Source organism: Halobellus limi, assembly GCF_004799685.1.
Lineage (GTDB): Archaea > Halobacteriota > Halobacteria > Halobacteriales > Haloferacaceae > Haloquadratum > Haloquadratum limi.
The window spans coordinates 440786-462594 of record NZ_CP031311.1 but is presented as its reverse complement, the minus strand read 5'-3'; the positions used below and the strand labels follow the sequence as shown (position 1 = coordinate 462594).

Below are 21809 nucleotides of genomic sequence, written 5' to 3'. Positions count from 1 at the left end.
AAAATATAGATCCTCCGCCAAATCACCTCATTCTTATTGCCCTATTGGCCGTTACGTGATTCCCCTGTACTGACCGGATTGAGAATTTCAATCCAGTTTGAAAATCAGTCCGCGAGACTGGATCGAGACAAGTCAGAATTGAGTAGCCGTTGGCCGACGAGCCGCTCGACGAACTCCGTCTCCGTGAGATCGGGAAGTCCACCGTCGTCGGGAATCCGAACCACGTAGCATCGACGATCGAGGCGTTCGACGGAAACAGCCACCTCTTCGCCGAACTCGCCGTCCTCAATGACGTCGTCGAGCGAGAGATACTGCTTCGGGATCGTGACGACGCCGGAACCGCTGTCTTTTCTGAGTTTCTGCATAGCCGTCGCGTGACAACCACCTATGATAAAACTATCTCCCGAACAGCATCTCACGAGGAAACATCCCGGTTAGCCGAATCTTCTTTTGATTTACCGGCGACGGTGTTCGGCTCGATCACGGCGAATGGGGGGAGTAGGTGCAACACGAAAATCGGTTTTACGAGCGAATATCAAAAAAAGCGACCGAGCCCGGATCGGAGATCGGGATCTACGCCTCCGGCCGCTGATAGACCGATCGCGAGCGCCGCGATCGATCGCTTCGCACACGCGCGCGGGATTAACATCCACGGCGACCACCCCCCTACCCCCCGAATAGCGACGTCGACGAAATATACATAATACGATATGATTGTATTATTATGTATGTGTCATTGCCTCGACGCTGAGTAGAGCCAGGCAGACGAGCGGGGGTCCGCGTACGGCGTCGCGCACCAGGACGCGCGGGGGGTCGAGCGCGCTTCCGCGGATACTGCCCGTCCGTGCGAGCGGTCGAGGCCACAGCCGCGTGGGGAAGCGCGGATCCGCTCTCACGCACGTAGGGGCCCGATTTTTTGCGCGCCCTCCAGGGGCGCGCGGCGCTGACTCGTCCGAGGGTGTGCGGTGTCTTTTGGGTCCGTGGCCTTAGCCACACCTGCTAAGGGACGATCGGCCTCCCCCCGGCCGGTCGCCCTCGACGTCGAGATCTCCGAGTCGAGGAAATCACCGCGAAAATGACACGAAAATGAGCGATAAAACCGAGGATTTGTCGCGCGAGCCCCGAATTCGAGGGTTCAGGATAGTGATGCCTCTCACGACCGACCGCGCTACTCGGTGACTTCGTCGATCACCTTCCGACGTCGCGCGTCTGCGAGGTCGTCGAGCGCCCGACCGTAACGCTCGTCCGCGAGCTGCTCGGCGTCGTCGACCCAGTCCGGCTTACTGATTTCTCGTGTCGTCTTCGCCGCGCCCGGTCTCCACGATTCGAGGTTCGGGATTCGGCGGTGTTCCCCGTCGATCGTCGTCACCTCCAGGGCGAACCGCCGGATCGATCGAAAGCGTTCGCGAGCGGCGAGCCGAATCGATCGAATCACGTCAGCCAGATCCTCGCGGTCCTCGGGACGGTATCCGACGTCGAGAACCTGTTTCGTCTTTCCATCCGAGAGGCTCACGTTGTACCGCTGTTTGACCTCCGACCACTTCGAGCGGCCTCGGTTCTCGACGACGTCGGCCGCGTTCAGTACCGCGTGCTCGACGCTCTCGCGGAACTGCGATTCCGCCGTCCGAACGCGGTCGATCAGCAGTTGCTCCTTGTGCTTCGAGTCGATGCTCAGTCCATCGTAGGCGTCGCGCACGACGTCCTCGCAGCGGTTCACGAACCGGCGGACCGTTCGATAGGAGTAACCGGTTCGATTCGCCAATTCCTCGCGAGTCGGCTTCCCACCGTCGGTGACGAGCGAGTCGATGAGATCGCGATCGGATTCGAGCGTGTTCCCCCACAGTCGCATTACGACGTGCTCCTGTTCGTCCTCGACGTCGGGGAGCGGGCAGTCGACGAGTTTTACCGACCGGTGCGACTCCGCCGACGCATCGAAATACTCGTCGGATCTGAACGTCTCCTCGTCGGCTCGGACCGGCAGATCCGCCCAGTCGAGGTAGTTGTAGATCGCCTCGTCGAGTTCGCGAACCGCCTCGTCGAGATCGCTCCATCGAAGCGTCTCATCAGTCCGTGCGGTTTGATAGGCGACTTCGAGCTTCGGGTGGTATAGCGCGTCTCCGGGCTCGTAGTAGGAGGGATCTCTCGGGTAGTAGTGTTTGATTTCCTTTCCGAGCTGCTGACCCGGGATGATATCGCGGGCTCGCTTGTCATCGACGATCGTGCTAACGTGATAGCCAGGAACCTTCGTGTGGTCCTCGACATGTTTTCGGTACCCTTCCTGGCCAGCTTCCAGAACCGCGTGCGTCCGGGCGATCGGTCCGTCCGCGGCGTACAGCGGACTCGACTTCGAGCGGCGCACGCGGACGTACCGAGCCAAGTCGTTGATATTGCTCATCTCGTGCGGGTTCTCGAAGTACCGGTGGGAGACGTCGAACGCAGCCATCGCTGTTCTGACGAGTTCTGGATAGCAACTATGCTCGATGTTCGACGCCTGCACCTGAACGTCGATATACGGCTTTCCAAGATCCGGCACACCACGGACCGGTGTCCCACCGTCCTTGGTCATATTCGGCCATCGAGGCCGGATCGTCATCGTTCCGCCCCGAACCTTCCCCGACTGATCTGCCGGTTTCCCGTCGTATAATGCGTCTTTCGCGGCGAAGTAGATCCGAAACAGCGGGGCGGATTCCATTCGGTAGCTCTCGTGACTCCACGGATCGATTGGCTGTTGATCGTAGTCAGCGACGAGCGCCCACGTCTCGCCTCTGAACTCCATCGTCGTCTTGGGCTTCCCCTCGGTTTGCCAATCGTCGTGCTCTTTCCGAATCACCGCATTGAGCGCGTAGTAGGGATCGAGCCCGTCCTCGGCGAAGATGAAGTGAATATCCGCTTCGTGGGACTGCGGCTCGATGAACCTCCCCGCAGTCATCGGCTCTCAACTCCTGAAGCTCCCGAATCCTGATCGAGGAAGTCGGTGATCGTCGTCGACCCGAGCCCGCAGCGATCACAGACCTTCGTGTGCGGCGCGGGCCCGTCGACGAACTCGTGCTGGGTTGGATGACACGCAATCTCGTCGATGCGATGACCTGGGTACTCGTTTTCCTTCGGCGGGAGTGAGACGTCCGTCGAGAACGTCTCGGTGTGGCCGTCCTGAAGCCGCTGTCGGAGTAGTCGTCGGTGACACCACCGTTCGGACGCTTCCCAGCAGACGAGCCACACGGCGCGCTGGGTGGCTTCCTGTTCGACCGCTTCGAGAACCTGCTGGACCGGACCCGTATCGAGATGATCGTGGTACCGATCCTCGAAGCCGACGCTCTCCCACGCGACGCGTCGGGGGTCATCGTGGTTGTCTCGTTCGGCGGCCTCTTCGACCGTCTTGTAGGAGTCGAGGAGATCCTCCGGCGGCGCGAGCGTCGGCACGTGACGATCGACGAATTCCTCCGTCCACTCGGGCGGATCACGGCGGACGACCGCGATCACCTTCGACTCCGAGGCGGGCTCGACGTCGCCGTTCGCGAGTGCCGAAAAGTACGTCGACCGGATCACCGGCCGTCACCTCCGTCGAGGTCGTCGAAGATGTGCTTCCAAGAGAGCCGGGCGATCGTCCCTTCTGCTCGATCGATCGAGTACCACCGATCGCGGAGGTGTTCGTCGACGAGCGAGGCTGGAATGATCGCGATCGCGAGGAGAACTCGCGCGTTGTCGACGACGTCGTAGGCGGTGAGCGCGTAGTAGGCGTTCGCGTCGAGGAGCTTCGCGTGCTGTCCGTGATCTCGCCCTTTGAACACCCACCGTCCGAACGTACTCCGTTCTTCACCGTTGGAGATTCGACGTCGCGTTCCCTTCGTCTCGATCTCGATGCCCGTCTGAATCAGCGGCACACCGAACTGAACGGGAACCTCACAGTCGACGGTCTCAGGTGCGATGACGCCGGTCGTGACGGCATCGTAGAACGCGTTGGGATCGTCCGCCGCGCGAATCAGACCGAGCGCGTCGACGACACGACCCTCAACGTCCCTCCCGATCTCTTTGGGATCCGCGGGCTCGGGATCGGAAGTGAGACTCAAAAGTCCTCACCTCGGTTGGCGACCCGTTCAGCGGCACGAACGCGGGGGCCCTTGTTCCGTTCGCGTTGATCCTCAGGATCCGGATAGGGAACAGTACGACCGGCGGCAGAGCCCTGTTGGACGCGCGGGCGGCTGTCGCACGCGAGGCAGCGGTGCGCCCGCTGCTCGTCGTCGCCGAAGGTACGCCGGAAGTTCCGGCTCACGTGAGAACCGCAGTGGAGGCACTCCGAGGGCCCGGAAGACGAACCTCGTGAGAGGTCCATCATAGGGATCGGCACCTCCCGTCATCGAGAGCAGGACAGCGTTGATTGGGATTCTCGATGACTCCGCCGCAGAACTCGCAGATAAGCTGACCGCGAGTCTCAGAGCACCGAGAATTGCCTCCGATATCGCCGTTTCCTTCGGGGACGGCGCGGGGATCGAGCCCGAAGGTGGCGAACTTCACATCCTTCGAGGGTTTGTTACACCGGTCGCTCAGTGAAGAATACTGAGCGAGGCGCTCACGAGCGAGGTATCCGAGCCTTCGCGAGAAGGCCAGAAGGGAGTGGACTCGCTGGGATTTGAACCCAGGGCCTCTTCCTTGCGAAGGAAGCGATCTACCGCTGATCTACGAGCCCGCATTACGTCCGAAGGCGGCGCGTCATTTGTACCTTCTGTTTCGTCTCCCGCGTGCGTGCTGATCACACCACAACGAAGAGACGTCACGAAGTGACGTCGACGCCTTAGCGCCACACCCTGTGTCGTCGCGAGACCGCGACGTCGGGTCGAAAGGGGGCGTCGTGTCGTCGGTGAGTCCGACCGGTCAGTCTTCGAGGACGATCTCGATGCTGACGTCGTTCGGCACCTGAATCCGCATCAGCTGACGGAGCGCGCGTTCGTCGGCGTCGATGTCGATGAGACGCTTGTGGACGCGCATCTCCCAGTGCTCCCAGGTGGCCGTCCCCTCGCCGTCGGGGGACTTCCGCGCGGGCACTTCGAGCGTCTTCGTCGGCAGCGGAATCGGTCCGCTGAGGTTGACCCCCGTCTTGTTCGCGATCTCGCGGACATCGTCGCAGATGTCGTCGAGGTCGTCCGGGCTCGTGCCGGCGAGACGGACGCGTGCCTGCTGCATCTATCGCTCGTTGACCTCGAGGACCTTCCCGGCCGCGATGGTCTGCCCCATGTCGCGGACCGCGAAGGAACCGAGCTCCGGAATCTCGCCCGACGGCTCGATGCTGAGCGGCTTCTGCGGTCGCACGGTGACGACCGCGGCGTCGCCGGACTGGATGAAGTCGGGGTTCTCCTCGGCGACCTCACCCGAGGCGGGGTCGAGCTTCTGATCGATCGACTCGATCGTACAGGCGACCTGCGCCGTGTGGGCGTGGAAGACCGGCGTGTAACCGGCGGTGATGACCGAGGGGTGCTGCATCACGACGATCTGCGCTTTGAACGTCTCGGCGACCGACGGCGGGTCGTCGGCGGGGCCACAGACGTCGCCGCGGCGGATGTCGTCCTTGCCGATGCCGCGGACGTTGAACCCGACGTTGTCACCGGGGCCGGCCTGCGGCACTTCCTCGTGGTGCATCTCGACGGTCTTGACCTCGCCGCCGACGTCCGACGGCTGGAAGGAGACGTTGTCGCCGGGGCTCATCGTCCCGGTCTCGATACGCCCGACCGGGACCGTCCCGATGCCGGAGATGGTGTAGACGTCCTGGATCGGCAGGCGCAGCGGCGCGTCTGTCGGCGGCTGCGGCTCCGGCAGGGCGTTGAGCGCTTCGAGCAGGGTCGGGCCGTCGTACCACGACGTGTTCTCGGAGTCTTCGGCGACGTTGTCGCCCTCGAAGGCCGAGATCGGGATGAACGTCGCGTCCTCGGAGTTGAACTGGACCTGGTTGAGGAGCTGCTGAACCTCCTCGGTGACCTGCTTGTAGGAGTCCTCGCTGTAGTCGACGAGGTCCATCTTGTTGACGCCGATGATGAGCTCGTTGATGCCCAGCGTGCGGGCGAGGAACACGTGCTCTCGGGTCTGGGGCGCGACGCCGTCGTCGGCCGCGACGACGAGCACCGCGTTGTCGGCCTGCGAGGCGCCCGTGATCATGTTCTTCACGAAGTCACGGTGGCCCGGACAGTCGACGATGGTGAAGTAGTAGTCGTCGGTGTCGAACTCCTGGTGGGCGATGTCGATGGTGACACCACGCTCGCGCTCCTCGGCGAGGTTGTCCATGACGTAGGCGAACTCGAAGCCGCCTTTGCCCTTCTCTTCGGCTTCCTCTCGGTGCTGCTCGATTACGTGCTCGGGGACGGATCCTGTCTCGTACAGGAGTCGCCCGACCAGCGTACTCTTCCCGTGGTCGACGTGGCCGATGATGGCCAAGTTCTGGTGCGGTTTGTCACTCATAGTGTGGGTCACGCGCTAAGGCGCTCTGTACCGGCTTCTTTAGCCAGAAAGCCCTAAAACCATTTCGATACGTAGACGGCCGAAACGCCGCCGTATCGCGGTTTGTGGGAGCATCTACCACGGGCGATATCGGCGGTGAAGGGGGGATCCTCCCCCGCCGCTCAGTCGAGCCGGCCGACGTCGCCGAGGACCGCAGAGGCCGTCTCCGGCCCGCCAGCCCCCCGTCCGCTGAGGTTCAGCTGTCCCGCGTGCGTCGTCTCCAGTTGCACGATGTTCCGAGTCCCCGTCACCGCGAGGGCGGCGTTCTGTGGGACCAGGCGCGGCCCGACGCGGATGCCGTCGCGCGTCGCCTCGCCGACGAGCCGGATCGTCCGGCCGTCCTCCGCGGCGAGTTCGAGCGCGCTACCGGGGACGTTCGTGATCCCCTCGACGTCGGCGTCCGAGAGCGTGAACTCCCGTTCGCCCGCCGAGAGCACGTTCGCGAGGATGACGCACTTCAGCGCGGCGTCGGTCCCCTCGACGTCGAACGTCGGGTCGGCCTCCGCGACGCCCAAATCCTGCGCCTCCGCGAGGACGTGCTCGTAGTCGATCCCCTCGGCGGCCATCCGCGAGAGGATGAAGTTCGCCGTGCCGTTGAGGACGCCGCGGGCGGCGGTGACGTGAGAGGAAGAGAGGTCCTCGACCGTCGAGATGATCGGGATCGCCCCGCCGACCGTCGCCTCGAACCGGACCTCGCCGGCGCTCTCGCGCTCCAGTTCCCGGACGTCGGCGTACCGTTCGGCGACCGGGCCCTTGTTCGCGAGGACGACGTGGCGGTCGCGTTCCAGGGCGGACGCGAGGTGTGAGAACCCGGGCTCGGCGTCCCCGAGCGTCGTCGGCGTCGCCTCGACGAGCACGTCGTACTCGGAGTCGAGCGCCGCGTCCGGGTCGTCGTCGCCGACGACTCCCTCGCTCGACTTCCGGTCCAGCGCTGCCCCGGCGTCGATCCCCTCGGCGTCGACGACCGCCGAGGCGGAGTCCGCGAACGCGACGACCGAGTGGCCGTACTCCGCGGCGAGGTCGACGACGGAACTGCCGACCGCGCCCGCACCGATGACGGCGAGGCGCTTTCCGTCGCTCATACCGCACCCCCCGCGAGCGGTTCGACGACGTGGAGGTCCTTCTCGTCGGCGATGGCGCGGACGAGGTCCAGCGCCGCCGCCGTCTCGCCGGCCCGCGTCGCCATCCGGAGACGCGCGCTCGACGTGTCGCTCCGGCCCTCCGGCGCGTTCAGCGAGAAGTCCGCGATCGACGTCGCCGGATTGGCCTCGATCCGGCGGAGCGTATCGGAGAGGTCGGTGTCGACGAGGTGGCCCACGAGCAGCACGGCGACCTCCTCGGCGTAGTGTTCCGCACCCGCCTGCACGACGTTGACGCCCTCCTCGCGGAGCGCGTCGACGATCGCGTCGAAGCGGTCCGGCGTGGCCTCGACGTCGACCTCCACGGGGATCCGACCCCGGGGCGTGACGTTGCCGCGCTCGTGGAAGATCGAAAGCAGGTTCCCGCCGTTCTCCGAGATCGGTTCCAGCGCGGCGAGCAACTGCCCCGGTTCGTCCGCGAGTTCGAGGCGGATCGTGTGGGGCTGGGGGTCGCGCTCGGCGTCGCCGGCGTCGTCGATCCCGCCGCGAGACCGGGACGCCCGCTCCGCGTCGGCGTCGGACTCCGCGTCCGACTCGGCGTCGGATCCGAGCGCGGACGTCACAGGTGGGTCACTCCCTTGGAGTTCGAGCCCTCGTCCGCCGGAGCGAGACGTCCGACGGGATCACCGCGCGATACGCGTCGGGAGACGGCGACTCCGGGGCCCCCACCGAGCGGGGGTCCGGACCGCGAGATCATTTCCGTACACATACCCCAACGTCAACTCCCGGACCGATATAAGCCTTCGTCGATGGCACGCATTGCCGGCGGCGAAAGGCCGGCGGTCGATCCCGGCGCCGTCGGGCTAGGCCCGCGGCACCGACAGCGTCACCGTCGTCGAGTCGTCGGTCGCCGAGAACGACAGCGACCCCCAGTGCGTGCCCGCGACCGTCTTCGCGACCCACAGCCCCAGTCCGCTCCCGTGCGTCAACTGGGTGATGTCGGTCTCGCCCGCGACGACGTCCCGCTCGTGGTCGGGGATCCCGTCGCCGTGGTCGGTGATAGCCAGTTCCACCGTGTCCGGGAGGACTCGCACCGACGCCTCGATCGGCGGTTCGCCGTGTTCGGCCGCGTTCTCCAGCAGTTCGTCCAGCGCCGTCCGGAGCCCGTCGCTGGCGCGGACGGTCGCGTCGAGGTCGTCCGGCGCGTCGAACTCGAACGACCTCCCGGGGAACCGATCGCGGGCGTGCTCGACGGCGGCCTCCAAGACCGCCGCCGGATCGGTCGGTCCGTACTCCTCGGCCGCCCTGTCGCGTTCGCGGGTGATCGTCTTCGCGCCCTCAGCGAGGCTGCCGACGGTCTCGGCGCTGCGTTTCAGCACCGCCGCCGACTGACGGATCCGCTCTGCGTCGGGAACGCCGGCGACGATGTCCGCGTGACCCGCGAGCACCTGCGCCTCGTTCCGGAGGTTGTGTCTGAGCACCCGGTTCAGGACCGCCGTCCGCCGTCGCTCGCGGGCGAGCTGCTCGGCGCGGACCCGACGCGCGTCGTAGACGCCGATGATGACGTGCGCGGCCGCGCCGACGGCCAGCAGGTTCCCGACGGTGAACATCGAGGGCGCGATGCCGCCCGAGAGGCGGTTCTGCGCGATCGCGTGCGCGAGCATCACGCTCCCGAGGACGGCGACGCCGAGGACGTTCCAGACGGCGATCCGGACCGCGTTGCGGTCGCTGAAGCCGCTGTAGTACAGCAGGCCGCCCACGGCGACGAGGCCGAGCGAGACGAGCGCCCCCACGAGGCCGAGCGCGATCGAGAACGCGCCCCCGCCGTCGAACACCGGAAAGAGGTTCGGGACGAGCAGCGCGAGGCCGGTCAGAGAGACGACGGCGCTGGCGGCGACGCGGAGGGCGGAGGGGTTCGTCGGCGTGATCGACTCGGGCGGCGAGCCGAATCCGATCTGATCGAGAAGAGAGACGATTCGAGTGCGCATAGGTGCGCGCAGGACGGAGAGTCGCTTGAAAGTACTGGCCCGAGTATCGATACGGAGAATCGTCTGCGAAGAGCGGATCGAACGGCGACGTCGGCGGGCCGACGGTCGCAGCCGTCGAGTCGAGGCGCGCGGCCGAGAGTCGATTCGGACGCGGCCTAGAACTGGTCGACGGACTGCGGCAGTTCGAGTTTCATTCCCTTGCGCTCGCGGATCTCCATGATCTTCTCGCGCTGGAGGTTATCGGAGAGCACGCGGAAGCCGGCGTTCTCGGTGTTCCACGAGGCGCGGCCCTCGGTCGCAGAGCGAATGTCCGAGGAGAACCCGATCATCTCTTCGACGGGCGCGATGCCCTCGATGACCATCAGGTCGCCCTCCTGGAACATGTCGTCGACGCGGCCGCGGCGGCCCTGGATCTCGCCGGACGCCGAGCCCATGTGCTCGGAGGGAACGTCGATTCGGACGTTCTGGATGGGTTCGAGCAGTTTGATGTCGGCGTCGATGAGCGCGCGGTGGACGGCGTCCCGAACTGCGGGGATGACCTGCGCCGGGCCGCGGTGGATCGTGTCCTCGTGCAGCTTCGCGTCGTGCAGGCGGAGGAGCGACCCCTGGACGGGCTCGTTGGCCAGCGGACCGTCGTCGAGGGCCTCCTCGAGCCCCTCGATGACGAGTTCCATCGTCTCGTTGAGGTGCTGGATCCCCTTCGTGTCGTCGATGAGGATGTTCGTCCCGTGGATGTGCTCGACCTCCTGGGAGGTGTCTTTGTCCATCCCGGCCTCCTGCAGCGCCTCGCGGCGCTCCAGTTCCGGCATGTCCATCGAGACCTCGCCGCGCTTGATCGCCTCGACGATGTCGTCGGAGAGGGGTTCGACGGTGATGTAGAACTTGTTGTGCCGGTTCGGCGAGACGCCCTCGACCTCGCGGGACTGCTGCTGGGGGGCCTCGCGGAAGACGACGATCGGCTCACCGGTCTGGACCGGGATGCCCTGGTTCTTCTGGATGCGCTGGGTGATGACTTCGAGGTGGAGCTCGCCCTGTCCGCTGATGAGGTGCTCGCCCGTGTCCTCGTTGATTTCCACCCTGATGGTCGGGTCCTCCTTCGCGACCTGCTGGAGCGTCTCGATGAGCTTCGGCAGGTCGTCCATACTCTTCGCCTCGACGGACTTCGTGATGACCGGCTCGGAGATGTGCTCGATCGACTCGAACGGCGTCATCTCCACGGAGGAGACCGTCGAGCCGGCGATGGCGTCGCGCAGGCCGGTGACGGCCGCGATGTTCCCCGCCGGGACGCCGCGGTCGAGCTCCTCGCGCTCGCCGCCCATGAAGATCCCGACCGACTGGACGCGGTTCTTGCCCGCGGTGCCCGAGACGTACAGCTCCTGACCCTGTTTGATCGTGCCGCTGAACAGCCGTCCGGTGGCGATCTCGCCGGCGTGGGGGTCCATCGAGATGTCCGTCACCATAAAGACGACCTCGCCGTCGGCGTCGACCTCGCGCATCTGCGCCGCGAGCTCGGACTCGTCGTCGCCGCGCCAGACGCGCGGGATACGGCGGGGCTGGGCGTCGAGCGGGTTGGGGAAGTGCTCGGCGACCATGTCGAGGACGACGTCCGACAGCGGCGACTGCTCGTGCAGTTCGAGCCGCTCGTCGTTGCGTTCCATCTCGATGATCTCGGGGAAGCCGATGCCGGTCCGGGCCATCGACGGCGCGGAGACGCCCCACTTGTAGAGCGCCGAGCCGAACGCGACGGTGCCGTCCTCGACGGAGACCGTCCAGTCGTCGACGTCGTCGCGCTCTTCTGTCATCCCGCGGATGAGTTCGTTGACGTCGCCGATGACGTCCATCAGCCGCTCCTGCATCTCCTGGGGCCCCTCCTGGAGCTCGGAGATGAGTCGGTCGACCTTGTTGATGAACAGCGCGGGCTTGACGCCCTCGCGCAGCGCCTGCCGGACGACCGTCTCGGTCTGCGGCATCGCGCCCTCGACGGCGTCGACGACGACGAGCGCGCCGTCGACGGCGCGCATCGCCCGCGTGACGTCGCCACCGAAGTCGACGTGGCCGGGCGTGTCGATGAGGTTGATCAGGTGGTTCTGATCCTCGTACTCGTGGGTCATCGAGACGTTCGCCGCGTCGATGGTGATCCCGCGTTCCTGTTCGTCCTCCTCGGTGTCCATCATCAGCCGGGTCGCCTCGCCCTCGTCGGCGATCATCCCCGCCCCGGCGAGGAGGTTGTCCGTCAGTGTGGTCTTCCCGTGGTCGACGTGAGCCGCGATGGCGATGTTCCGGATCTGCTCCGGTTTGTCCATCAGTTGCTCACACTCTTGTACGATCTTCTTTCGTCGGCCCATTATACGACCCAGTACCGGTAGGAGGGTCAAAAGGGTAGTGTTTTGCCGATGCCGAAATCGACGGATACGACCGTCGATACGCGGGTATGCTTCGGTTTGTCACACGGCCGGCCGTCGGTCGAGCCAAGCGCGACCGACATGCCCCCGACACCGGGTCCCGACGCGATCCGGACGGTGCGGACCGGAACGGCGGGGCAAGAGTCTTGGTCGATCACTCCCTGAGAAGGACACACATGGACCTTCGAGTACGCGGCGACGTCCCGGCCGACCCGTTTCTCGGCGCGGGCGACCTGTTCGAGACCGAGTACGACCTCGAACTGCCGGTGTACGTCGACGTCAGGTCCGATCCCGACGAGCGGACCTGGGCGGCCCACTACGAGGACCACCACGTGCTGAACATCTCGCGACAGGCGGCGACGAGCGCGATGGCTCGGGGGCTGGTGGTCCACGAACTCGCACACATGGCCCGCAACGAGGAGGGCCACGCCTCCCACCACATGAAGACCGAGGAGGCGCTCTTTCTGGCCCTCTCCGGGGAGTCGGTCGAACGCCGAAAGGTCGCTCACTGCTATCAGATCGCGAACCATATGAAGGACATCTACGCCGACGACATCACCCTGTCTGTGATGCCGCCGGCGAAACTCGTCGCCTTCCTCGAATCCGAGTTGGCGCGGGCGGTGGCGACGCGCCCGGACCCCTCGCCGTGGCCCGACTCGCGCCGCGTCACGGCCGGGTCGGATCCCGACATCACCGCCGTCAACGCCGCGTTCGCGCTCGGACTCGTCGAGCGCCACGACGTCGTCGACAGGGACCACCGCATCTACGACCTGGCACACGCCGCCGCCGACGACGCGCCGGGCGTCGACCTCGACGCGTTCAAGCGGCGGTTCCGCACGCTCGGGGAGGACCCCTCCGCGAGCGACTACCGGAAGGCGCTCGTCGACGCCACCCGCGCGTACGTCGTGGGCGACCCCGGCGGGGACGTCGCCGCCGACTGAGATTCCGGACGTACGTCCGGCGGTACGAGCGGAGCGCGGAAGGTCCGGAACGCCGTCGCTTGTCGAACGAGCGGAGCGGGAGAACGGAGAGAAGGCGAGGAGTAGACGAAGAGAGAACGGAGAGAGGACGGAGAGAAAACCGAACGTCGGGTGCGAACGGGTTACCGTGCCGCTTCGGCGACGCGCTCGGACTCCTCTTTCTGGCCGATGGCGTACGACTGGACGTCGTAGTCGGCCGCGCCGATGAGGACCTGCGCGAGCGCCTCGTCGGCGCTCTGGGGCGTCTTGTAGGAGCCGCGCTGGGTGCCCTCGGCGATGAACTTCAGGGCCTGGTCGACGCGGCGCTGGGGCGCGACGTCGACGGCCTGCGGGACCGAGATGCCGCCGTACTTCAGGCGGACGGTCTCCTCTCGCGGGGCGGCGTTCTCGACCGCGCGGACGAGCACCTGCACCGGGTTCTCCTCGGTGCGCTCGTGGACGATCTCGAAGGCCTCCTTTACGATCTTCATCGTCTTCTGCTTGTGGCCCGTGTTCTCCTCGGTCTGCATCAGGCGGTTGACGAGGCGCTCGACGATGCTGATCTCGGACTTCTGGAACTGCTTGCCGGCGTGTCGTCCCATCGTGTGCGCGATGGGCGTGACGTTGATGTAGCGCTCCGTCGAGGGGTCCGAGTACTCGATCTCGGTGACGTCCCAGACGCCGAACAGTTGCGCGTTCGTCTCCGCTTCCTCGCTGTCGGCCGGGGAATCCGGCTCGGGGGCTTCGCTCTCGGACATCTTAGCGCACCGGTTTCTCTGCGTTGCCGCGGACCAGTTCGATCATCGAGACGCCGTTGACCTTCTCGACCTTGTAGTTCACGCCGGAGAGGTCGCCCATCGCACGACCCTTCGCGCCGCCGATCCCGGCGATCGTGACCTCGTCGTGCTCGTCGATGAACGAGATCGCGCCGTCGCCCGGACAGAAGGCGGTGACCTGCTTCCCGTTCTTGATGAGCTGCACCCGGACGCACTTTCGGATGGCCGAGTTGGGCTGTTTCGCTTCGATCCCGACCTTCTCGAGGACGATTCCGCGCCCCTGCGGGGCTCCCTCGAGGGGGTCGGACTTTGCACCGAGACCGCGCTCGCGTCGCGCGTACTCCGAGTCGGACCAGCGGCGCTTCTGCCGGTCCTGCTTGAGTTTTCGCGCGGCGTATTTGCCGTTCGCCATAGTGACCCTGAGTTCCCGGCGGAGCTACTTAAGCCTCCCTTTTCGGATCCGGCGAGACGGCCGCAGGGCGGGTTAGCGACCCCTAAGGACGGATCTGAGGGCGTCGTTTCGGTCTCGGTTACGGTCACTCGTCGGAGGAGAGCGACTGAACGGCACGGAGAGCGTGTCGTTTCGGGTCCTTCGACAGTTCGATTCGCGGAGCGGTCGGCGAGCGCCGCTCACCGGGGGTCGTCGCCGGACGCAGCGGTCGGCTCCCCTTCGACGGCGACGTCGAGCTCGCCGCTGAGTTCGTGTCCCGAGGGCGGCCCGAGCGTCAGGCCGACCTCGTCGAACCGGGACTTCACCCGGCGTCTGAAGTCCGACTGGAGCGTCACGAGGTCGACGTCCATCGGATCCTCGACCCAGAACTCCGCCTGCGTGCGGACCGAACTCCCCTCGAACGAGACGAGCGTGGCGGTCGGGGACGGATCGTCGAGGACGCGGTCGTCCTCGCGGGCCACCTCGGTCAGTTCGCGGAGCGCCAGCTCCACGTCGTCGCCGTAGGCGACGTCGACCGTCTCCGTGACGCGGAACCGAGCGCGGCCGTACGGTCGCGTGAGCGCGTTCGCCGTCAGTTCGGTGTTCGGGACGGTGATCGTCTCGTTGTTCGGCGTCCGAACCCGGGTGACCCGGAAGTCGATCTCCTCGACGACGCCCTCGCCGCCGGGCCAGGCGATCCAGTCGCCGACGTTGAAGTCGGGATCCGAAACCAGGAACAGCCCGCTCGTGAGCGAGCCGACGACGTCCTGACTCGCCGCGCCGACGACGAGCGTCAGGGCGGCGACGACGATCGAGAGGTTCGTCAGGAGCGACCACAGGCCCGCGCCGGCGACGCCGACGAACCCCGCGACCACGACGACGAGGGCGTGCGCGTACGTCCGCGCCGCCGAGGCGATCGTGGGGTTGTTCCGGTTCCGCGCGGCGACGATGCGGACGGCGAGCGGGACGACGACGAGGCGGCCGAGCGAGTACGTCACCGCCGCGGCGACGACGAATCCGAGGAGGCCGCGAGCCAGGTCGGCGTACGACTCGGCGACGACCCCGTCGAACAGTCCGGGCGGAACGATCTGGGTCGTCCCCGCCAGAACCGGCCCGAACAGTTCGGAGAGCACGACCGGACAGACGGGGACCGGGACAAAAAGTGTGGCGTGGAAGCGGGAACGCCGGCTCCCGGTCGGCGGCGGTCGACAGAGCGAGATCCCAGTCGGTGGCGGCGGTCGAACGCGGCTACGTCAACTGGATGTCGTCGATCTCGTGGTGCCGCTCGGCGAGCGTCCGCGCCGTCTCGATGTTCTTCCCCTCCGTGCCGATGGCGACGCCGCGGTCGGCGTCCGGCACCTCGGCGTAGGCGATCCGCTCGCCGCCCTGTTCGGAGAGCGTCACGTGTCGGACGGCCGCGGGCGCGAGCGCGCTCTCGACGAACGCGACCGGCGTGTCGGCGTCCTCGACGAGTTCCACGTCGCGGCCGATCGACTCCTCGACCGCGCGGACGTGCTCGCCGCCGGGACCGATCGCGGTACCCATCTCGCCGGCCGCGACGAGGATGACGACCCGCTCGTCGTAGACGAGGCAGTCGCGGGCGGTCGCCCCCGTCTCGTCCTCGAAGCGGGCGATGTACCGGCGCGCGTCGTCCGACAGCGTGATCCGCATCGGTCAGTCGTCCGCGGGATCGAGCTCGACGCCGCCGTCGGCCTCGATCGACCCCATCCGGAGGTCGACGTCGCCGGTCCCGATCGAGACCGGCTTGCCGACGATGACGTTCTCGATGACGCCGTCGAGGTCGTCCTCCTCGCCGTGGACGGCCGCGTCGAGCAGGTGGTTGACGGTCACCTCGAACGCGGCGCGGGCGAGGACGGAGTCCTTCGAGCCCGAGATGCCGTGGCGCCCGATCGACTCGATCTCGCCGCGGTTCGTCATGATGTCGGCGACGAGCATCAGGTGCCGGATGTTCACGTCGTCGAGGCCCTGTTCGCGCAGCGTCTCCATCGTCTCGTTGATGATGGTCTCGCGGGCGGCCTCGACGCCGAGGTTTCGGTAGACCTCGTGGATGTTGTTACTCGTCGTCCGCGTGGCGTCGACGCCCTCGATCGTGAGGACGTCGCCGAAGGCCGACCCCTCGGTGTAGAGGACGAACTCCTCGCCGTCGGTCCGCTCGTTGTCCTCCTTGCGGATGACGACGCGCGAGATGTCCTCTAACCCCTTGAAGACGATCTCGCGCAGCTCCTCGACGAGCTGGAGGAGCCGGCGGTAGCTCGGCTCGTCGGGGCCGAACTCGATGAGCGTCTCCGAGCGACGCGTGTTGACCCCGAGGGAGTCCTCGATGGTCTCGGCGATCTCCTGGGCGACGGTGTCCGTGCTGTCGACGGTCGGCCACCGCTCTTCGAGCGTCTCCTCGTTGAGGTCGACCTGCACGATCATGTCCGCGACGTTCGTCGAGATGTCGCCGAGCGCGAGGATCTTCGTCGCCTCCATCTGCCAGACGACCTCGTGGGCGCGCTCGCGGTTCTCGGCGTACTCGTCCTCGAGGTGCACCGTCATCATCGGCGTGTCGGGCGTCTTCCGCGCGTCGACCAGTTCGATGAGCCTGGGAAGCCCCTGCGTGACGTCGATCTCGGCGACGCCCGCGTAGTGGAACGTGTTCATCGTCATCTGGGTCCCGGGCTCACCAATCGACTGCGCGGAGACGGTCCCGACGGGGTCGTGGGCCTCGACGCGGGAGTCCTCGTACCGCGAGGAGACCGCCTGTGCGATCTCGTCGGCCTGGTCGAGGTCGACGCCCTCGCGGTCCTCGATCGTTTCGTAAATTCGGTGTCTGAGGCTCTCGGGCAGGTTGTGATCCCGCACGATGGCCTCGATGTCGTCGGTGACGTGCTCGTACTCCTCAGTCATCGGACTCCACCCCCAGGTTCCGCGCCTTGTCGAGTCCCGGACCGGCGTACTCGGAGATGTTCGTCGGCTGCTCCTGCCGGCCGAGGAACCGCTCTTTCTCCGCTTCTGACTCGAACTCGGCGTCGAGGATCCGGTCGGCGACGTTCTCGACGTCGATCGGGTTGTCCTCCGAGGAGGACACCTTCACGGGCGAGGTGCCGTCCTCGCCGAACTCGAACTGGACGACCGTCCCCGAGGTGTCGCGGACGGTGCCGTCGTACTGCGCCTCCAGTTCCGAGAGGGCGTTGATCAGCCGACGCTGCAGGTAGCCGGACTTCGACGTCCGGACCGCGGTGTCGACCAGGCCCTCGCGGCCGCCCATCGCGTGGAAGAAGAACTCCCGCGGGGTGAGGCCGCCCCGGTAGCTGTTCTCGACGAAGCCGTGCGCCTCCGCCGAGAGGTCGTTCGGCTGGTAGTGGCTGAGGGTCCGTCCCTCGTATCCGCGGTTGATCCGCTCGCCGCGAACCGCCTGCTGGCCGACGCAGCCGGCCATCTGGGTGAGGTTCAGCATCGACCCACGCGCGCCCGAGCGGGCCATCACGACCGCCGGGTTGTCGTCGCGGAAGTGGTCCTCCGCGATCTCGCCGGCGGAGTCTCTGGCCTTCCCGAGCTGCTGCATGATCTTCATCTCCAGGGTCTCGTCGACCGTCCGACCCGGCAGCGACTCGAGCTCGCCGGCCTCGTAGATCTCGATGAGCTCTTGGACGCGGTCGTAGGCGTTGCCGATCGCCTCGTCGACCTGCTCGTTGGCCTCGCCGGGGATCGACTCGTCGTCGATCCCGATCGAGAACCCGAAGTGCATGATCGCGCGCATCGCCAGCGACGCGACCTCGTTGACGAACACGCGCGCTCGCGTCTTCGAGTGCACCTTCGCCAGCGTGTCGACGACCTCGCCGCCGAACGCCCCGACGGCGTCCTCGTCGATGGTGCCCGAGATCAGCTGGCCGTCCTCGATGACGACCTCGTCGCCCGCCGACGACGTGAACGAGAGGTTCAGGTCGTCGGGCAGGAGTTCGCTGAAGAGCTGTCGGCCGGTCCAGTACGGCGCGCCGGTGTCGTCCTCGCCGGCGGGCTCGGGCAGGGTGTCGATGCTCGTCGCCCGGAGCAGGTCCAGCGCCTGCGTCTCGGTGAACTCCGGATTGCCGTTGGTGAGGAGGTAGGTCCCGGAGATGTGGTCCTGGATCGCGCCGATGATGTTCTCGCCGAAGCGCGGGCTCAGGAGCTGCTCCTGCACGCGCATCAGGACGCGGGCCTCCGCCCGCGACTCCTCGGTCTGCAGGGCGTGCATGTTCATCTCGTCGCCGTCGAAGTCGGCGTTGTACGGCGGACAGACGACGGTGTTGAGTCGGAAGGTCTTATACGGCATCACGACGACCTCGTGAGCCATAATCGACATCCGGTGCAGCGACGGCTGCCGGTTGAAGATCACGATGTCGCCGTCGATGAGGTGTCGGTTGACCTCCCAGCCGGCGTCGATCTTCTCGGCGAGCTCCTCGCAGTTCTTCTCTGTCACCTTCAGCCGGCGTCCGTCGGGGCGCTTGACGTAGTTCGCGCCGGGGTGACCCTCGGGGCCGTTCCGCACGTACTGCTTGGCCCGGTCGACGTTCCGCTCGGAGACGTTCATCGTCTGGGTCATCTCCCGAGCGACGCGCTCTGGGACGCCGACCTCGTTGAGCGAGAGCGTCGGGTCCGGCGAGATGACGGTCCGCGCGGAGAAGTTCACGCGCTTCCCGGACAGCGAGCCGCGGAAGCGACCCTCCTTGCCCTTCAGGCGCTGGGAGAGCGTCTTCAGCGGGCGGCCGGAGCGGTGTCGCGCCGGCGGCGTGCCCGAGATCTCGTTGTCGACGAACGTGGTGACGTGATACTGCAGCAGCTCCCAGAGGTCCTCGATGATCAGCTGCGGCGCGCCCGCCTCGCGGTTCTCCATAAACCGCTGGTTGATGCGGATGATGTCGACCAGCTTGTGCGTCAGGTCGTCCTCCGATCGCTGGCCGTTGTCCAGCGTGATCGACGGCCGCGCGGTGACCGGCGGGACCGGCAGCACGGTGAGGATCATCCACTCGGGGCGCGACCGCGAGGGGTCGATTCCCAGCGTCTCGATGTCCTCGTCGGGGATGTCCTCGAACCAGTCGCGGATGTCCGAGGGCATGAGCTTGTTCATGTCCTCCTCGGTGAGGTCGACGTCGAGGGCCTTCTCGAGCTTCTTCCGGTCCTCGCCGACGGGTCGGAACTCCCCGGAGAGGATGTCGTTGACGCGACCGAGGTCGAGCCCCGACTCCTCGGCGAGTTCGCTCGGCGACATCCCGCCGTCGTCCTCGTCGGCGTCCGGCTGCATCGCCGAGGCGATGCGCTCGGAGTAATCGCCCGCGAGGACGTCCTGGACCTCGTAGTAGGTGGTCGGCTTCTCGTGTTTGATGTCGTGCTGGGGCGCGCCGCAGTGCGGACAGCGGCTGGCCTTCCGGGCCTGCCGGACCGCGGACTTGAGGACGTCCGTCCAGTCCTCGCCGAGTTCCTCGTTGCGCTGGAGGCCCTCGCGGAACTCGTCTTGCTCCTCGGCCGTAAGGGAAAGGCGACCGCAGTCCCGACAGGTCGAGCGGAGGAGCCGTCGGATGAGTTTCGTGAAGCCGACGTGGATGACGGGCGCGGCCAGTTCGATGTGGCCGAAGTGCCCGTTACACGAGCCCGAGTGCGACCCGCAGGTCCGACACTCGAGGCCGGGGTCGATGACCCCGAGGCGGGGGTCCATCAGCCCCATGTCGATTGGGTAGCCGTCGTCGTCGTACGTGTCCGCGGTGATGATCTTCGTCGCGGACATGTCTCGGTACGTCTCCGGGTCCATCAGCCCGAACTGGATGGCACCGATCTCTTTGGGTGTCTGCATTGACATTGTGTGGGTGAGGTGTGTGGGTGGTCAGACCGCGTCTTCGAGGTCCAGGCGTGGTCGGATGCCGAGCGCGATCATCTCGTCGAGCAGCAGCTTGAACGCGTAGCTGATCTCGATCTCGTGGATGTCGTCCTCGTCGCCGGTGACGGGGTCGTAGATGCGGCGCTGGCCGCGGTCCTCGACCGCGACCATCCCGGTGTCGGCGGAGATGTAGACGGTCTCCTTGTCGGAGGAGTCGAGGAGCCGCTCCTGCAGCACCATCGCGGCCCCGTGGCCGATGACGGTGTCGCGCTCCATCTCGCCCAGTCGGAGGCCGCCCTCGCGGGCGCGACCCTCGGTGGGCTGGCGGGTGAGCACCTGCACCGGCCCGCGCGAGCGGGCGTGCAGCTTGTTGCTCACCATGTGGTAGAGCTTGTGGTAGAAGATCGTCCCCACGAAGATCTCGGCCTCGATCTGCTCGCCGGTGACGCCGGAGTACATGACCTCCTTGCCGGAGGACTTGAAGCCGTGGTCTTCGAGGGCGCCGCGGAGTTCCTCTTCGGACTCGCCCTGGAAGGCGGTCCCGTCGACGCGCCGTCCTTCGAGCGAGCCGACCTTCCCGCCGAGCATCTCCAGCACGTGGCCGACCGTCATCCGCGACGGCAGCGCGTGGGGGTTCAACACGAGGTCGGGCACGACGCCCTGTTCGGTGAAGGGCATGTCCTCCTGGGGAGCCAGGTGGCCGACGACGCCCTTCTGACCGTGCCGGGACGCGAACTTGTCGCCGAGTTCCGGAATTCGCTGGTCGCGGACGGAGACCTTCGCCAGTTTGGAACCGTCCTCGCCCTCCATCAGGGTGACCGTGTCGACGACGCCCGATTCGCCCGAGCGCATCGTGACCGAGGTCTCGCGTCGCTTCTGCGGCGAGAGCCCGCCCATGTCGTCGGGCTCTTCGAGGAACCTGGGCGGCGAGGTCTTCCCGAGGAGCACGGAGTTCTCGTCGACTCGCGTCTCGGGGTTGACGAGGCCGTCCTCGTCTAAGTGCGTGTACGCGTCTTCCCCGCGCGCACCGCGGACGTCCTGGCTCGGGACCTCGAAGCGGTCCTCCTGACCGCCGGGGTAGCGCCGTTCCTCGCCCTCGTAGGTCCGGAAGAAGTGCGAGCGGGCCATCGCCCGGTCGACCGAACCCTGGTTCATCACGAGAGCGTCCTCGATGTTGAAGCCCTCGTACGACATCACGGCGACGACGAAGTTCTGCGCCGCCGGCCGCTCGTCGAACCCGATCTGCTCTGTGGTCTGGGTCTTGACCATCGACAGCTGCGGGTAGTGCAGGAGGTGCTGTCGCGTGTCGGGGCGGATCCGGTAGTTCGCCGCGGGCAGCCCCAGCGACTGCTTCATCATCCCCGCGCCCATCGTAATCCGGGGCGACGCGTTGTGCTCGGGGTAGGGGATCATCCCCGCGCCGATGCCGAAGATGAGCTGCGGGTCGATCTCGAGGTGGGTGTGGTCCTCGCTGACCTCGTCTTCGTCGACGGCGACGTAGATGTCCTCTTCCTCCTCGGCGTCGATGAACTCGACGTAGCCGCGCTCGACGAGGTCCTCGAACTCCAGGGAGCCCTCTTTGACGGCCTCGATCTCGTCGTCGCCGAGGAGCGGTTCGCCGTCCTCGACGACGATGAGCGGCCGGCGTGCGCGGCCGGAGTCCGCGTTGACGATGACCTCGCGGGTGCGCTCCTTCACGGAGACGTTCACCATCTCGCTGACGTCGCCGCGGCGGCGCGCCTCTCGGATCTGTTCTGCGAGCTGTTCGGGGTCGGGGTGCGTGCCGACCAGACTGCCGTTGACGTAGACTTTCGCCTCTCGTTGTGCCTGAGCCATCG

General features: G+C 66.5%; 19 protein-coding genes and 1 tRNA gene. 1 reads left to right on the top strand and 19 read right to left on the bottom strand.

Features of this window, described 5'->3' with window-relative positions:
- Positions 1 to 104: 104 nt before the first annotated feature.
- From DV707_RS02300 to DV707_RS02245, 12 genes are all read right to left on the bottom strand, one after another.
- On the bottom strand, positions 105 to 365 hold the full coding sequence (locus tag DV707_RS02300) for a hypothetical protein (protein ID WP_103990803.1): 261 nt from the start codon (positions 363 to 365) through the stop codon (positions 105 to 107).
- An 803-nt stretch (positions 366 to 1168) separates the two neighbouring features.
- Positions 1169 to 2929, bottom strand: coding sequence for a DUF7845 domain-containing protein (locus DV707_RS02295; protein WP_103990804.1), 1761 nt, complete (start codon positions 2927 to 2929; stop codon positions 1169 to 1171).
- Positions 2926 to 3546 (bottom strand): DUF488 domain-containing protein, encoded by a 621-nt coding sequence (locus tag DV707_RS02290; RefSeq protein ID WP_103990805.1) that lies wholly within the window; start codon positions 3544 to 3546, stop codon positions 2926 to 2928. Before DV707_RS02290 ends, DV707_RS02295 begins: the two co-directional genes overlap by 4 nt.
- Complete coding sequence (locus DV707_RS02285) at positions 3543 to 4067, bottom strand: hypothetical protein (RefSeq protein ID WP_103990806.1); 525 nt, start codon at positions 4065 to 4067, stop codon at positions 3543 to 3545. The genes DV707_RS02290 and DV707_RS02285 overlap by 4 nt, the downstream gene beginning before the upstream one ends.
- A complete protein-coding gene (locus DV707_RS19365; protein ID WP_455429284.1) occupies positions 4064 to 4330 on the bottom strand; it encodes a DUF7563 family protein in 267 nt (88 codons plus the stop codon). Before DV707_RS19365 ends, DV707_RS02285 begins: the two co-directional genes overlap by 4 nt.
- A gap of 282 nt (positions 4331 to 4612) precedes the next feature.
- Positions 4613 to 4684, bottom strand: a tRNA-Ala gene (locus DV707_RS02275).
- Positions 4685 to 4869: 185 nt separating this feature from the next.
- Positions 4870 to 5178, bottom strand: a complete 309-nt coding sequence (gene rpsJ / locus DV707_RS02270; protein ID WP_049985148.1) for a 30S ribosomal protein S10 — start codon at positions 5176 to 5178, stop codon at positions 4870 to 4872.
- Positions 5179 to 6444, bottom strand: a complete 1266-nt coding sequence (tuf, locus tag DV707_RS02265) for a translation elongation factor EF-1 subunit alpha (protein ID WP_103990808.1) — start codon at positions 6442 to 6444, stop codon at positions 5179 to 5181.
- Between the two features lie 161 nt (positions 6445 to 6605).
- A complete protein-coding gene (locus tag DV707_RS02260; protein ID WP_103990809.1) occupies positions 6606 to 7565 on the bottom strand; it encodes a homoserine dehydrogenase in 960 nt (319 codons plus the stop codon).
- The gene (locus DV707_RS02255) at positions 7562 to 8185 is read right to left on the bottom strand and encodes an amino acid-binding protein (RefSeq protein ID WP_394337393.1); all 624 of its coding nucleotides are present in this window, start codon (positions 8183 to 8185) and stop codon (positions 7562 to 7564) included. The genes DV707_RS02260 and DV707_RS02255 overlap by 4 nt, the downstream gene beginning before the upstream one ends.
- 240 nt (positions 8186 to 8425) lie before the next feature.
- Complete coding sequence (locus DV707_RS02250) at positions 8426 to 9550, bottom strand: sensor histidine kinase (protein ID WP_103990810.1); 1125 nt, start codon at positions 9548 to 9550, stop codon at positions 8426 to 8428.
- A 155-nt stretch (positions 9551 to 9705) separates the two neighbouring features.
- Entirely contained in the window at positions 9706 to 11895 is a 2190-nt protein-coding gene (locus DV707_RS02245) for an elongation factor EF-2 (RefSeq protein ID WP_103990811.1), read from the bottom strand.
- A gap of 233 nt (positions 11896 to 12128) precedes the next feature.
- Between DV707_RS02245 and DV707_RS02240 the strand changes: the two genes are divergently transcribed.
- Positions 12129 to 12893 (top strand): DUF5781 family protein, encoded by a 765-nt coding sequence (locus DV707_RS02240; RefSeq protein ID WP_103990812.1) that lies wholly within the window; start codon positions 12129 to 12131, stop codon positions 12891 to 12893.
- 161 nt (positions 12894 to 13054) lie between these two features.
- On the opposite strand, the gene DV707_RS02235 is transcribed toward DV707_RS02240, so the two are convergent.
- The 7 genes from DV707_RS02235 to rpoB all read right to left on the bottom strand — a co-directional run bounded on the left by DV707_RS02235 (position 13055) and on the right by rpoB (position 21807).
- On the bottom strand, positions 13055 to 13669 hold the full coding sequence (locus DV707_RS02235; RefSeq protein ID WP_103990813.1) for a 30S ribosomal protein S7: 615 nt from the start codon (positions 13667 to 13669) through the stop codon (positions 13055 to 13057).
- A 1-nt stretch (position 13670) separates the two neighbouring features.
- The gene (locus tag DV707_RS02230; protein ID WP_089768796.1) at positions 13671 to 14099 is read right to left on the bottom strand and encodes a 30S ribosomal protein S12; all 429 of its coding nucleotides are present in this window, start codon (positions 14097 to 14099) and stop codon (positions 13671 to 13673) included.
- 218 nt (positions 14100 to 14317) lie between these two features.
- Positions 14318 to 15250, bottom strand: a complete 933-nt coding sequence (locus tag DV707_RS02225) for a mechanosensitive ion channel family protein (RefSeq protein ID WP_394337394.1) — start codon at positions 15248 to 15250, stop codon at positions 14318 to 14320.
- Between the two features lie 115 nt (positions 15251 to 15365).
- On the bottom strand, positions 15366 to 15788 hold the full coding sequence (locus DV707_RS02220) for a NusA-like transcription termination signal-binding factor (protein ID WP_103990814.1): 423 nt from the start codon (positions 15786 to 15788) through the stop codon (positions 15366 to 15368).
- Positions 15789 to 15791: 3 nt separating this feature from the next.
- Positions 15792 to 17027 (bottom strand): DNA-directed RNA polymerase subunit A'', encoded by a 1236-nt coding sequence (gene rpoA2 / locus DV707_RS02215; protein WP_103990815.1) that lies wholly within the window; start codon positions 17025 to 17027, stop codon positions 15792 to 15794.
- The gene (locus DV707_RS02210) at positions 17020 to 19947 is read right to left on the bottom strand and encodes a DNA-directed RNA polymerase subunit A' (protein WP_103990816.1); all 2928 of its coding nucleotides are present in this window, start codon (positions 19945 to 19947) and stop codon (positions 17020 to 17022) included. The genes rpoA2 and DV707_RS02210 overlap by 8 nt, the downstream gene beginning before the upstream one ends.
- Before the next feature lie 30 nt (positions 19948 to 19977).
- Entirely contained in the window at positions 19978 to 21807 is a 1830-nt protein-coding gene (gene rpoB / locus DV707_RS02205; protein WP_103990817.1) for a DNA-directed RNA polymerase subunit B, read from the bottom strand.
- Positions 21808 to 21809 lie beyond the last annotated feature (2 nt).

Bases quoted from the DNA above. Each gene is read 5' to 3' on its own strand.
- DV707_RS02300 (WP_103990803.1), bottom strand. From the start codon at position 365: ATGCAGAAACTCAGAAAAGACAGCGGTTCCGGCGTCGTCACGATCCCG.
- DV707_RS02295 (WP_103990804.1), bottom strand. From the start codon at position 2,929: ATGACTGCGGGGAGGTTCATCGAGCCGCAGTCCCACGAAGCGGATATT.
- DV707_RS19365 (WP_455429284.1), bottom strand. From the start codon at position 4,330: ATGGACCTCTCACGAGGTTCGTCTTCCGGGCCCTCGGAGTGCCTCCAC.
- rpsJ (WP_049985148.1), bottom strand. From the start codon at position 5,178: ATGCAGCAGGCACGCGTCCGTCTCGCCGGCACGAGCCCGGACGACCTC.
- tuf (WP_103990808.1), bottom strand. From the start codon at position 6,444: ATGAGTGACAAACCGCACCAGAACTTGGCCATCATCGGCCACGTCGAC.
- DV707_RS02260 (WP_103990809.1), bottom strand. From the start codon at position 7,565: ATGAGCGACGGAAAGCGCCTCGCCGTCATCGGTGCGGGCGCGGTCGGC.
- DV707_RS02250 (WP_103990810.1), bottom strand. From the start codon at position 9,550: ATGCGCACTCGAATCGTCTCTCTTCTCGATCAGATCGGATTCGGCTCG.
- DV707_RS02245 (WP_103990811.1), bottom strand. From the start codon at position 11,895: ATGGGCCGACGAAAGAAGATCGTACAAGAGTGTGAGCAACTGATGGAC.
- DV707_RS02240 (WP_103990812.1), top strand. From the start codon at position 12,129: ATGGACCTTCGAGTACGCGGCGACGTCCCGGCCGACCCGTTTCTCGGC.
- DV707_RS02235 (WP_103990813.1), bottom strand. From the start codon at position 13,669: ATGTCCGAGAGCGAAGCCCCCGAGCCGGATTCCCCGGCCGACAGCGAG.
- DV707_RS02230 (WP_089768796.1), bottom strand. From the start codon at position 14,099: ATGGCGAACGGCAAATACGCCGCGCGAAAACTCAAGCAGGACCGGCAG.
- DV707_RS02220 (WP_103990814.1), bottom strand. From the start codon at position 15,788: ATGCGGATCACGCTGTCGGACGACGCGCGCCGGTACATCGCCCGCTTC.
- rpoA2 (WP_103990815.1), bottom strand. From the start codon at position 17,027: ATGACTGAGGAGTACGAGCACGTCACCGACGACATCGAGGCCATCGTG.
- DV707_RS02210 (WP_103990816.1), bottom strand. From the start codon at position 19,947: ATGCAGACACCCAAAGAGATCGGTGCCATCCAGTTCGGGCTGATGGAC.
- rpoB (WP_103990817.1), bottom strand. From the start codon at position 21,807: ATGGCTCAGGCACAACGAGAGGCGAAAGTCTACGTCAACGGCAGTCTG.